This window comes from Streptomyces sp. NPDC044719 (genome assembly GCF_056433405.1).
In genome coordinates this window covers 412,218-424,593 of record NZ_JBWKHE010000003.1, presented here as the reverse complement: position 1 = coordinate 424,593, position 12,376 = coordinate 412,218, and the positions used below count along the sequence as shown (strand labels likewise).

The following is a 12,376-nucleotide window of genomic DNA, read 5'->3' as shown; positions in this document are numbered from 1 at the left end:
CATCTGGGTCAGCTGTCAGCGCGCCGGGACACTCTCCGGCGTCGTCGTGAGAGACGGGAACGGCTGGGCGCGCTGCATGGGCGTGACCGTAACAGGGCGTCGGCGCCCGGGCGACGGATTTTCGGCCCCGGTGCTCCTGGGCGCCCCTCGGCCTCGCACCGGCACTGCCCGACCTCACCCGAACAGCCCGTCGCACTGGTGTGCAGACCGTCGCGGTGGTGCCGTAGCCGTAGAGCACAGACCCGATCTCGGAGAGCCCGCCCACCAGAAGGCGCCTCCGCATGAGCCCCGCGCAGGAGGCACCCCCGATGACGCACCCTCCGGGCACCGTCCGTGTCCTCCTCGCCTCCGCGCTGTCCGTGACCGGACTGCTGACCACGGCCGCCTGTTCCGTCGACAACGAGCCGCGGCCCCGGTGGTTCTCGGCCTCCGCCCCCGCCACGGCCGTCTCGCCCGCCGGTGAGCAGCCCGCCGGCTCCGGGGCCGCCCTCACCGAGGCCATGGCCCAGGCCGCGCTGATCACCGAGGCCGATCTGGGCGAGCCGTGGGGGCCGACCCGAGGCGCCAGGACCTGGCGGGACGGGCTGCTCAAGGCGACCACGGAGAAGCGGGACTGCCAGCGGCTGCTCGACGCCCTGTACGCCGAGGACCTCTTCGGCACGCCGAAGGGCCCGCACGCGGTGTCCGCGCTCGACGACGCCGACACCGACGCCCAGTTGCGCTACCAGGTCGCCGCCCACCGCCCGGCGGACGTCGACCGCGCCCTCGGCTGGATGAAGTCGCTGCCCCGCCTGTGCGGCCAGTTCGCGGCCGCGACCACGCGCGGCGGCGTCCAGACCGTCGAGGTCAGCAAGATGCCGCTGCCTCCGGTGGGGGACGCCCGCCAGGCCCTGCGGGTGACGCTGGCCGGAGAGACGGAGGAGGGCGAGCTGACGTACCTCACCATGGATCTCGCCGCCGCGCGCGTCGGCGAGGAGGCCATCACCGTCACCAACGCCGGCCTGGACGAGGTGCACGCGGAGGTCACGCAGCAGACCGTGCAGCTCGGGGTGCAGCGGCTGACCGATCTCAGGAAGCAGGGCCGGGCGCAGATCTGACCGCACCCCCTGGGTCCCGTCAGTCCTGTCAGTCCTGTCAGTCCCGTCAGTCCCGTCAGTCCCGTCAGTCCCGTCAGTCCCGTTCGAAGCGCGTGCGGTGGGCGAGCACGTCACGTGCCACCTCGAGGGCCGTGCGCCCGCGCGCGAAGGCGTCCGCCCGCAGCCGCGCGAGCGCGTCGTCCGCGCCTACGCCGAGCTGCGCCATGATCATGCCCACGGCCTGGTAGACCTCGTCGTGGCCCGTGGCCAGCCCGCTCAGCCAGGCCTCCCCGTCCCGCGCCTCGGGCTCGTCCCCGCGCGCCAGCGCCGTCAGGGCCACCGTCATGACACCGGCCACGAGCCGGGCCACGTGCAGCTGGCGGGCGGTGAGCCCGCCCGGGTTGTCGCGGTACAGGTCGAGGGTGCCCACGTACACCGCGTCGCTGCCCAGCGGCACCGCGTACACCGCGCGCACCCCGGCCGCCGTCGCCTCCTGGGCGAAGACCGGCCAGCGTCCGGCGTCGCGGCCCGCCGCCAGGTCGCAGGCGAGGACGGGCGCGCCGGTCTCCACAGCGCTCTGGCAGGGGCCGTCGCCCAGCGTCGCCTGGAGCTGCGCCAGCTGCGCGGCGCGCGCGTCGCTGGCGCTGAGCTGCACGGGCATGCCGTCGCTGCGCAGCGACACGCTCGCGCCGACCACCGGCAGCAGCTCGACCGCGACCTCGCACAGCCGCCCCGGCACCTCACCGGGCTCGGCGCCCCGTACGCCCTGGGCGATCGCATCGGCGGCCCGGATCCCGTCCGGGTCCAGGTCACCGCCGGTTCGGCGAGGGCCGGGCTCACCGCCGGGGTCGTCCCTGGACCGCACGACAACCGCCTCCTTCGATCACTCCGGTGTACAGCGGGAGGGCTTTGGGGCTCCTGGGCCTGTTCGGGCGGACCGGTGAGCGTGCCGCCATGGGCGCCGCGCGCCTGGCGGGCAGGCCGGCACCCCACACCCCGTCGGCCGGCACCGGCGCGCCCCGGAGACCTCCAGGACCTCCCGTAACCTCCTGGAATCGTGCCCCGACTACCCGGAACAGATGGGGCGAAACTCCCGTTCAGCGCTTCTCATACGGGTTGTCCGGCTGCGGTACCCGCCGTACGGAGGTGACGTCGAGGACCGGCGGCCAGGCGGAGTCCGTGCCCAGTTCGCCCCTGGGGTGCCAGGTGCCGGTGACCGTGACCCAGGTGTCGACGGGCGGGGCGTCGGCGCCGCGCACCTCGGCCTTGCCGGTCGTGGCGTCGGCGGCGCAGCAGGAGACGAGGAGGCGGGTGACGTACCAGGTGCCGTCGCCGTCGCGGGTGACGAAGCCGGTGAGCCGGACCGTACGGCCTTTCAGCGAGCGGCTGCTGTCGTAGACCGCCCGGGAGCCGAACTCTCCGAGGGTGAGGTCGAGGGGGTTCCCGGAGGGCAGCGCGGGGAAGCCACCGACGCCCCGGGCCGCCCGCTGGGCCGCCTCGCGCTCCGCGCTGTAGGAGCCGAGGGCGGGCGGCGGGAACAGCAGCAGGGCCAGAGCGGGCAGAGCGAGGAGCCAGGCGACGCGGGGGCCGGCGGGGCCGTGGGTGTGACCGTCACGCTCCTCCTCGTGGCCGTCACTCTCCTCGTGGCCGCCAAGCTCCTCGTGGCCGTCAAGCTCCTCGTGGCCGCCGTGCTCCCCCGACGTCCGCGCCACCACCCCCACCACCGCACCCAGCAGCACCAGCCCCACCCCCGACGCCACCAGGTACGGCCGCAACCCCGCCTGGACATACCGCAGGTACAGCTCGCTGAAGAGCGACACCCGCAGGATCGCCGCGCCGACGAGGGCGAGCAGGACGGCCGGTCCGAAGCGCCTCACAGCAGCCACCACCCCACCAGCACGCTGCTCGCCACGGCCACCACCCACGTCACCGACGAGAACCGCACCGCGAAGGCCCGCCCGAACGTGCCCGTCTGGAGGGCGATCAGCTTCAGGTCCACCATCGGCCCGACCACCATGAAGGCCAGCCGCGCGGTGGGCGAGAAGCCGCTCAGCGACGCCGCCACGAACGCGTCGGCCTCACTGCACACGCACAGCACGACCGCCAGTACGGCGAGCAGCAGCACCGACAGCCAGGCCGACCCCGTGAACACCTCCAGGAGTGACCTCGGCACGACGATGTCGAAGGTCGCGGCGGCGGCCGCCCCGAGCACCAGGAAACCGCCCGCGTGCAGGAAGTCGTGCTGAAGCCCGGAGACGAAGGCGCGCGGGCCGCCGCCCGGCGTCTGCCCGCCGCCCCGCTTCGGCGGCCGCAGCCACTCCTCCCGCCCGAGCCGCGCCCACAGCCAGCCCATCACCACGGCCGTGGCGAGCGAGGCGACCAGCCGGCCGAGGACCATCTCCGGCTGCCCGGGGAAGGCGATCGAGGTCGCCACCAGCACGACGGGGTTGATCGCGGGCGCCGACAGCAGGAAGGCGAGCGCGGCGGCCGGGGCGACACCCCGCCGCATCAGGCTGCTCGCCACCGGCACGGACGCGCACTCGCAGCCCGGCAGTACCACCCCCGCCGCCCCCGCGACCGGCACGGCGAGCGCCGTACGGCGGGGCAACAGCCGCTGGAACACCCGCTCGGGCACGAACGCGCCGATCGCCGCCGACACGACCGTGCCGAGCAGCAGGAAGGGCACGCCCTGGACGGCGATCGCGGTGAACACCGTCCACCAGGCCGCGACCGGCGGGGTGTAGAGGTCGAGCGCGAGCAGGGGCCCGAGCACCGACACCACCGTCACGATGGCGATCAGCGCGGCGCCGCCGAGGACGGTGTACACGAGGGTGCGCAGGGCCGTCCGCAGCCCGTCGGCCACCGTCGCCGTCCGTTGGTTCTCCACGTGCCCCGCCCCGGTCGTTCACACTCCCGGAAGGAGGCTAACCCGCACGACTGTGCGAGGCCCGTGTTTCCTCACAGAGGAGGCTGTGCGGGCGCGGGCCCGAGGGTCGTCGTCCCGGGGGCCGTACGGTGCCCGAGCCCGGTCCGGTAGGCGTCCAGGGCCGCCTCCACCCGCCCGGTCCGCCGCAGCAGATCGCCCAGCAACCGGCACAGGTCGGCCAGGTCACCGGCGGCACCGGCCCGCTCCAGCAGGCTCAACGCTCGGACGTAGTGCTCCTCGGCGTCCTCGGTCCGGCGGGCGTCCTCGGCGATGATGCCGAGCAGCCGGTGCGCGGCGGCGGAGTGGACGGCGCCGCGCTCGGGGGACAGGTCGTCGAGCACCCCGTGCAGCAGGGCGGCGGCCTCGTCGGACTTGCCGCACCGATGGAGCACATCGGCCAGCTCGACGGCGACCTGGCTGCTGTAGAGGGCGGCACGCTTGGCCGTCAGCATGCCGAGGGCCTCCCTCAACTCCGCCTCGGCACTCTCGAGTTGCCCGTCCTGGGCGTACACATAGCCGCGCATCCAGTGGCAGTGGGCGAGTTCGGTGCGGATCTGCAGGCCCCGGTACAGCTCGGCGGCCTTGGCCAGCGAGGCGTCGGCCTCGGCGAGGCGTCCCTCGGCGACCAGGGTGCGGGCGACGGACCGGTGCATCCGGGCGACCAGGACCGGATCGCCGGACTGCGGAGCGAGCGCGAGCGCGAATTCGGCGGCCTGCGCGGCACGGGCATGCGCACCCATGTCCATATAGGGCCCGATGACGCTGGCGTAGAGCAACAGCAGGGCGTCCGGGTCGTGCAGGCCCCCACGGTTCAGCTCATCGAGGGCGGACTCCAGCAGATAGACGGCGTACCGGAGCTCCCCGGCGAGGTAGTGCGCCACGGCCCGGCCGCGCAGGGCCGGAACCCGGGCGGGCAGCGGCGCCCCCGCCAGACACCCCTCGGCCCGCTCGAAGTACTGCCGCCCGGCCACCAGCTCGCCGGTCTCCAGGGCGCACTCGCCCAGCCCCAGCAGCGCGGCGGCCTGTTCCGCGGCAAGCCCTTGCGTCTCCGCCTCGACGAGCAGCTCGGCGTACTGCTCCGCCGCCGGCTCGGCCTCGCCCACGGCGAAGATCCGCTGGGCCTCGGTCAGCCGCAGCCGCAGCTCGGTCACGAGCCGCGCGGAACGCCCGGTGGCGAGCTCGTCGAAGGCGACGCCGAGCCGCTCGGCGAGATGCCGCAGAGCGTCGTCGGAGGGCCGCACCCGGCCCGACTCCAGGGTGGAGACATAGGCCGGCGTGTACACGGGTTCCGCCAATTGCCGCTGCGTCAGTCCCCGTTCGACACGCAACCGCTGCACCCGGCGCCCGATCGTCCCCGGATCATCACGCTCCCCCACGCCAACTCCCCCTGCCCCTCTTGCCGTTCGCCGCCAGCAGCCCCTAGGTTAAACGGAGTGTTAAGCCGATTTGTCGAACATGCTTAACACGCTGCCGCCGTAGCCACCGCCCCCGTTGCGAGGTCGCCGTGCTGAGCCGCACACGCACCGCCGAGCGCTACACCAGAGGTCTCACCGCGGCGGTCATCGCCGTCGCGACACTGCTGCTCGCGGCGAACGCGGGGCCGGCGAGAGCGGACGCACCCCGGCAGGACCAGCGGGCCGTCGCCGACGCCAGGTGACGATCCTGCGGGATTCAGAACAGGCCGGGTAGCAGCTAGCCGGCGCGCATCATGTCCTTTGCGCTGTAGCGCGGCAGGTCACCGGTCTCGACCGTCCACACGCCCAGGTCGGTCGCAAGGGTGACGGTGTTCCCGTACGGCAGATGCAGCCGGTTCTCGTACCCGGGCCGACCCCCACACGTGCCGATTTCCCACTGGTACGTCCACGTCCCGTCGCGCGGGTCGACGATCAGGTAGTGGGGGATCCCCATCGCGGGGTAGTCGACGGACTTGCCGTGGTAGTCGTTGTTGGGATTCGACGGGGACACGATCTCGACAGCGAGGACGATCTCGCGGGCGTCCAGAGGATCATCCGTCTCCATGGCAGCCCTGGGCACCACCAGGACGTCGGGGATCCGGAGCTTGCCCAGCGACTCATCGTCGGTGTCCGTCGCCTCGGCGACAACCATGCCGTCGGGTAGCTGGGCAGCCAACTGATCACGCACATCCACCGCGGTCAGCTGGTGACGAGGCCGCGGGCTCATCATCATGATGAACGTCCCGTCACTGATTTCCGGGTACGTGAAGCCGGGCGGCGGCGTGAAGTGCTCACGCAGCTCTCGCAAGTGCCGGTAGATGGTCTGCTCGGTCATAGCACCGTCTCCCTTGGACCAACGCCGCTGCCCTGGTCACCTTGCGGGCACACCATGTGACCACCAGTGAAACCATGCTAAACCGCACCGACCCCGGTCGGCGGTGTCCACTACCGCACGGAGGTGCCGCCCCTGCCGACTGGCCCACGAAGGTGGCGTGCGCCTCTGACGAGATGGTGATCGTCGCCGAATCGCAGGAGCGTGAACGAGCCCATCATCCCTGCGGCTTCCCGCCACCTGCAGCACCGACTCGTCCAGGACGCCCCACACCGCCGGCTGTTGCTCCCGCTTCAGAACGCGCTGCCGGTCCATGCGGGCCGCGACCATCTCCTCGACCTTGTCCGGATTGTCGGCACGCAGCAGGGCAACTGGCTTCGCAGCACCCACCCCATGAGCCTCGAACAGCTCCCGTCAGTCATCAGCGCCGCATCCGCCCGCTCCCCGAACTCCCTGGTCGGGGCCGTGTGAGCCGTCTTGATCTGGTCGACGAGGGAGCCCGTGCAGAAGATGCAGTCCCCCAGTTCCTTCTGGGAGAGCCCCGCGCTCGCGCGCGCGTTGGCGTGAGGGGCCTTCAACCAGATCCAGCCGATCTTTCGGATTGACCAGAGGGCACAGGGCGCCTCTGGCGTGGCCGGCCGGATTGTCGTTCACCCTCGTCGACAGCGGCAGCGATCACCGCCAGTGGCAGGCCTGCCAGCGTGATTCCGCTAGATGCCGCCGCCGGTGACATGTGCTCGAGCCATGTGGTGCTCGGACGTCTTCGCACTTCATCCGCGCGTGAGCGATGGCCACATCACGGTTGGCGTGTACACGTCCCACGTGGTACGACTCTTCCCTTTGCAGATCTTGTGCCTTCTTTGTGGAGGCAAAGTGGAGGGGGAGCGGTGCGTACCGCGCGATCGTTAGTAGTTCACTCGGTGCTCCTGGCATTGCTAGGTGGGGGCATCCTGACGGCAGGCAGCGTGGCTGCGGCTGCAGGCGGGGCCGTCACGGCGAAGGGCCTGCCTGCAGCCAAGACGTCGAAGCCGTTGAAGCCTGAGCGTCCTATGACGCTCAAGGAACGGCGGGCCCAGGTCGACGAATTGCGGGAGCCGAAGACACCCGGCACGAGCATCAGCCTCCCGGGAAAGCAGACTCTGGAGAGCGACGCCTCCGCGCCCGACGTCAAGGGTGCCAAGTTGGAGCGGAGCCCTGCTGCGGCGGTTGCACTGGGGCCTCCGACGAACCTGCGGATTTCCCCTCATCGTTGGTTCGGCTTCGATGTGGAATGGGGCAACGTCAAGTACGACACCCCTGTGGGTACCGAGTCGATCTACAGGGCTTTGTACCGGGCGTCGGACAACAAGCTGATCAAGCAGTGGTGCGACTCGGACCCGGATGGCTCGAGTGACTCTTCCGGGAAGACGTTCGACTGGGGTGTCTCTGACCCGACGATCCTGACCCAGGGCGTCGAGTACTACATGAAGATCGCCGTGTCGGCCGACCGTGGAACGCATGCGGACCCGCTCGGCAAGGGCTGCGCCACCGGCTGGAGTACCGAGGCGAAGGGTCCGAACATCGCGGCCGAGGGGCGGCCGGTGTCCGTTCCTGTCAATGAGACGTACGGATGCGGTTGCCTGGACACCACAGGCCGGCCGATCTTCCAGGGCTACATCGGCGACCCGGTCAACACCGCCACCGGCGCCCAGACCGAAGCCACTGTGGACGCCCAACTGCCAGCGCCTGGTGTGCCGTTCGCGCTGCGGAGGACGTACTCGTCCAACAACACAGCTTCGGGGATCCTGGGCAAGGGCTGGTCCTCCGCCTATGACGTGCGGCTTCAGGTGTCGGACACCAAGGTGGTATACGCCGCCGACAGCGGGGCCCGCATCACCTTCGCCAAGGACGCCACCTCGGGTGCCTATACGGCCACGTCGCTCGGTGTCACGGCCACTCTGACCGGGTCGGCCACCAACGGCTTCACGCTGACCAGTGGCACGAGAGAGAAGCTCACGTTCAACGGCACGGGCCTGCTCACCGGCTGGCGGGACACCGGCGGTGCCGGCCTGACTTTCGCGTACTCGGGTTCGGACCTCGCGTCGGTAACGGATGCCGGCGGCCGGGTGGTCAAGCTGTCGGTCGATCCGGACAGCCATCTGCTGGAATCGGTCGACCTTCCCGGCGGTCAGAGCGTCGACTACGGCTACACCGGTGGACTGCTCACCTCCGTGAAGGGAACCGACGGCGGGACCGTCACCTACGGCTACGACACGGAGGACCAGCTCACCAGCGTCACCGACCCGGCGGGGCGCACGACGATGCAGGTCCAGTACGACAGCAGCGGCCGCGTCAAGGAGCACACCGACGCCGACGGCAAGAAGGCCACCTTCTCCCGGGCGACGCTGGAGACCGACTACCAGGACGCGGCCGGCGGCATATGGACCGACCTGTATCACGGCAGCGTGCTGCGCAACCGTATCGACCCGCTCGGCAATGTCACCTCGTATCAGTACGACGCGAAGCTGCGCCTGACGGCTGTCACGGACCCGGCGGGACGGCGCACGGCCATGACCTACGACTCCGCCGGTGGCCTGCTGAGCCGCACCAGCGGAGGCGTGACCCAGTCATGGACGTATGACTCCGCCCGCAACGTCTCGACCCACACGGACGGGCGCGGCGCCAAGACGACCTACAGCTACGACACGGCCCGGCGGCTGACCTCCCTCGACGGACCGGCGGGCAAGACCTCCTTCACGTACAACACGCTGGGGCAGGTGGCCACCACCACCTCTCCCCGCGGCAAGGTCACCTCGCTCGGCTACGACAGCAAGGGCAACCTGACCTCGCGCACATCGCCGTCCGGCGCGAAGACCACCTACACCCATGACGCGGCAGGACGCGTGCTGACCAGCACCGACCCGCGCGGCAACGCCTCCGGCGCGGATCCGGCCAAGTACACCACCACGTACGCCTACGACGGTGCCGGGCGGCTGGCGAAGTCCACGGACCCGGCCGGTAAGGCCACCTCCTACGACTACGACGCGAACGGCAACAAGACCAAGGTGACCGACGCGGCGGGCGGGATCACCGCCTACGGTTACGACAAGTTCAACCGCGTCACCTCGGTGACCGCTCCCGACGGCTCCGTCGAGACCACCACCTACCACGCGAACGGCAACGTCGCCTCCGCGACCGACGCGGCGGGCGGGCGGACGACGTACGGCTACGACAAGGCGGGCCGCCTTGCCTCAGTCTCCCCGCCCAACGGCAACGCCGCCGGCGCGGACCGGCCGAAGTACATGACCACGTACGCCTACGACAAGGCCGACAACCTCATCAAGACCGTCGCCCCGACGGGAGCCGCGACCACCACTGCCTACGACGCCCTCAACCGGCCCACCAAGGTCACCGACCCGCTGGGCCGCGCCACGACCACGGCCTACGACGCCAACGGCAACGTCACCCAGGTCACCGACCCGCTGGGCAAAGTCACCAAGTACACCTACACGGCCGCAGACCTGCTCGCGACGGTGACCGACCCGCTGGGCAAGGTCACAACCTACGGGTACGACGCCGCCGGCAACCGCACCTCCATCACCACTCCGCTCGGCAACAAGACGACCTACGCCTACGACGATGACGACCGCGAGGTGCGGATGGTCAGCGCCCGCGGCAACGCTTCCGGCGCCACGCCGGCGAAGTTCACCTGGACCACGGGCTACGACGCCGCCGGCCAACCTGTCAGCCTGACCGACCCGCTCGGCAACGTCGCGAAGAGAAGCTACGACGCCCTCGGCAACGTCACCTCCGTCACCGACCCGGCACAGCGCACCACCGACTACGGCTACGACGCCCTCGGCCACCTGGCCTCGGTGACCGCCCCCGACGGCGGCAAGACGACTTACGCCTACGACAAGGCCGGCAACCGCGTCCGGCGCACCGACCCCGCCGGGCATGTCACCGCCTACGGCTACGACCCGGCACAGCGGCTGAACTCCGTCACCGACCCACTCGAACGCAAGACGTCCTACGCCTACGACGCCGACGGCAACCTCACCAAGAAGACCACGCCCCGGGGCACGACAACCCAGACCTGGGACGTCCGCGGCCTGCTGGCCAAGGTGGACTACTCCGACTCCACGCCGGACGTCACCTACCAGCACGACGCCGCCGGACAGATGACCCTGCGCGACAACGGCGTCGTCTCCGAGGACTTCGGCTACGACAACGCCGGACGCCTCACCAAGACACGCGGCTTCGCCTACACCTACGACGCCGCGGGCCAGATGCTGACCCGCAAGTACGCCGACGGCAACACCATCACGTACACCTATGACGCCGACGGCCGCACCGCCACCATGGCGGCCGACTCCAAGACCACGAGCTACACCTACGACGCGGAGGCGAACCTCACCCGCAGCACCTTGCCCAACACGCTGACCGAGGACCGGTCCTACGACGCCGCCGCTCGGCTGACATCCGTCAACGCCGCGAAGGCGGGAGCGGTGGTCACCAAGACCGCGCTCACCCTCTCCCCGGCCGGGCAGCCCACGCGCATCGACACCACCCGGGCCGGGGTGGCCGCAGGCGGCTACGACCTGACCTACGACAAGGCCGGGCGGATCACGTCCGGCTGCGCCCCGCAGCCGCAGGTCAGCGGCTGTGCCGCCTCTCGCGCCACGGCCTATACCTACGACAAGGCGGGCAACCGCCTCACCTCGACGCTCGGCACGACGGCCACCAGCTACGACCACGACGCCGCCGACCAGCTCACCTCTACCACCACGGGCTCCACCACCACCAGCTACGACTACGACGGCGAAGGCAACCAGACCAAGGCCGGAGCCAACAGCTACACCTACGACCTGGCCGGGCAGATCTCCGCCGCCACCGTCGCCGGCACCGGCTACACCTACGAGCACGATGCCGAAGGCAACCTGGTCACCACCAGCAAGGCCGGCGCCGTCACCAAGCGCCTCCAGTGGGACCCCAACGCCCCGCTGCCCATCCTGGCCAGCGAGCTCGACAGCGCCGGGAAGGTCCAGCAGTCCTATCGCTACGACCCGCTCGGCCAGCCCACAGCCACCAAGAACGCTTCCGGCGCCGTCTTCACCTATACCCACGACGCCCTGGGCTCGCCCCTCGACGTCACCGACAGCACCGGCAAGGTCTACCAGCGCTGGGCCTACGACCCCTTCGGCAACCGGACCCTGGACACCCAGACCACCGGCGCCCCGTCATCCACACCGTCCTACACCGGCGCCTACCACGACACCACCACCGGCTACCTCGACCTGCGCGCCCGCCAGTACGACACCGCCACCGGCCGCTTCACCCGTCCCGACCCCTACACCCCCGACCCGGACACGCCCTTCACGCAGCCCTACGCCTACGTGGAGAACATGCCCACCAGCCGCATCGACCCGAGCGGCCTGTGCAGCGTCACCACGCAGCTGAAGGACCTGTTCTCGGGCAACTGGGGCTGGAACACCGAGTGCGACAAGGAGGATCGCGAGACCGCGACCCTGCCGCCCGCGTCCCAGTCGGCCAAGAACCTCTCCGACAAGGTCACCAACGGAGCCATCGAGGTCACCGGCCAGACCAGCCTCGGCCTCCTCGACGGCCTATCCCTCGGCGGCTTCAGCTACCTCACCGGAGCCGAAGTCATCTGCCCGCCGGCCTACAACGTCGGCTTGTACGGCAGCATGGTGCCCTTCCCCGTCGCAGGAGGCCGACGTCTCGCATTGGAGGGAGCCGAGTACGCCACCGCTTCCGTGTGGACGCGAATCGCGGCGACTCAGCCCGTCTATGCCGGAACTGTGCTGCCCAAGTCCTTCAACCTGCTCACCTCAAGCGGCCGCCGAATCTGGGTCCATCCCAATGCGACGAAGCACATCGCCGAGGAGATCATGCACAACAGCTTCTCCAAGAGCTTCAAAACCGAGGAGATGCTGGCCGGTCTCACCCGAGCAGTCGACGCCGCCACCGTGCAGGGCGTCCAGTACGGTCGGAGGGTGTTGAGTCATGGTTGGGAGCTGATCATCGCCAAGCCCAGGACGCTGACGGAGAACCCGGTGCTGAAGCATGCACGAAGGCTCGGGTGAGG

At 70.6% G+C, this 12,376-nt stretch carries 10 protein-coding genes; 4 read left to right on the top strand and 6 right to left on the bottom strand.

Annotated features, from left to right (window positions below; translation table 11 throughout):
- The first annotated feature begins 308 nt into the window (after window positions 1-308).
- The gene (locus AC07DF_RS13450; protein WP_478970126.1) at window positions 309-1,097 is read left to right on the top strand and encodes a hypothetical protein; all 789 of its coding nucleotides are present in this window, start codon (window positions 309-311) and stop codon (window positions 1,095-1,097) included.
- A gap of 73 nt (window positions 1,098-1,170) precedes the next feature.
- Here AC07DF_RS13450 and AC07DF_RS13445 read toward each other — a convergent pair whose 3' ends face one another.
- The 4 genes from AC07DF_RS13445 to AC07DF_RS13430 all read right to left on the bottom strand — a co-directional run bounded on the left by AC07DF_RS13445 (window position 1,171) and on the right by AC07DF_RS13430 (window position 5,378).
- Window positions 1,171-1,941, bottom strand: a complete 771-nt coding sequence (locus AC07DF_RS13445; RefSeq protein ID WP_478970124.1) for a GAF and ANTAR domain-containing protein — start codon at window positions 1,939-1,941, stop codon at window positions 1,171-1,173.
- A 232-nt stretch (window positions 1,942-2,173) separates the two neighbouring features.
- Window positions 2,174-2,953, bottom strand: coding sequence for a TIGR03943 family putative permease subunit (locus tag AC07DF_RS13440; RefSeq protein ID WP_478970969.1), 780 nt, complete (start codon window positions 2,951-2,953; stop codon window positions 2,174-2,176).
- A complete protein-coding gene (locus tag AC07DF_RS13435; RefSeq protein ID WP_478970122.1) occupies window positions 2,950-3,963 on the bottom strand; it encodes a permease in 1,014 nt (337 codons plus the stop codon). The genes AC07DF_RS13440 and AC07DF_RS13435 overlap by 4 nt, the downstream gene beginning before the upstream one ends.
- A gap of 71 nt (window positions 3,964-4,034) precedes the next feature.
- On the bottom strand, window positions 4,035-5,378 hold the full coding sequence (locus AC07DF_RS13430; RefSeq protein ID WP_478970120.1) for a helix-turn-helix domain-containing protein: 1,344 nt from the start codon (window positions 5,376-5,378) through the stop codon (window positions 4,035-4,037).
- Window positions 5,379-5,506: 128 nt separating this feature from the next.
- Here AC07DF_RS13430 and AC07DF_RS13425 point away from each other — a divergent pair, with 128 nt between their 5' ends.
- The gene (locus AC07DF_RS13425) at window positions 5,507-5,659 is read left to right on the top strand and encodes a hypothetical protein (protein ID WP_478970118.1); all 153 of its coding nucleotides are present in this window, start codon (window positions 5,507-5,509) and stop codon (window positions 5,657-5,659) included.
- A 35-nt stretch (window positions 5,660-5,694) separates the two neighbouring features.
- On the opposite strand, the gene AC07DF_RS13420 is transcribed toward AC07DF_RS13425, so the two are convergent.
- Together AC07DF_RS13420 and AC07DF_RS13415 are read right to left on the bottom strand one after the other, a co-directional pair.
- Window positions 5,695-6,291 carry a Uma2 family endonuclease gene (locus tag AC07DF_RS13420; RefSeq protein WP_478970116.1) on the bottom strand — a complete coding sequence of 199 codons (597 nt, stop codon included), beginning with the start codon at window positions 6,289-6,291 and terminating at the stop codon, window positions 5,695-5,697.
- Window positions 6,292-6,327: 36 nt separating this feature from the next.
- Complete coding sequence (locus AC07DF_RS13415) at window positions 6,328-6,603, bottom strand: hypothetical protein (RefSeq protein ID WP_478970967.1); 276 nt, start codon at window positions 6,601-6,603, stop codon at window positions 6,328-6,330.
- On the opposite strand from AC07DF_RS13415, the gene AC07DF_RS13410 reads away from it, so the two are divergent.
- Both AC07DF_RS13410 and AC07DF_RS13405 read left to right on the top strand, forming a co-directional pair.
- Window positions 6,493-6,759: a hypothetical protein gene (locus AC07DF_RS13410; RefSeq protein ID WP_478971013.1), complete on the top strand. Its 267-nt coding sequence runs from the start codon at window positions 6,493-6,495 to the stop codon at window positions 6,757-6,759. The genes AC07DF_RS13415 and AC07DF_RS13410 overlap by 111 nt on opposite strands.
- Window positions 6,760-7,337: 578 nt before the next feature.
- Window positions 7,338-12,374, top strand: coding sequence for a DUF6531 domain-containing protein (locus tag AC07DF_RS13405; RefSeq protein WP_478970114.1), 5,037 nt, complete (start codon window positions 7,338-7,340; stop codon window positions 12,372-12,374).
- Window positions 12,375-12,376 lie beyond the last annotated feature (2 nt).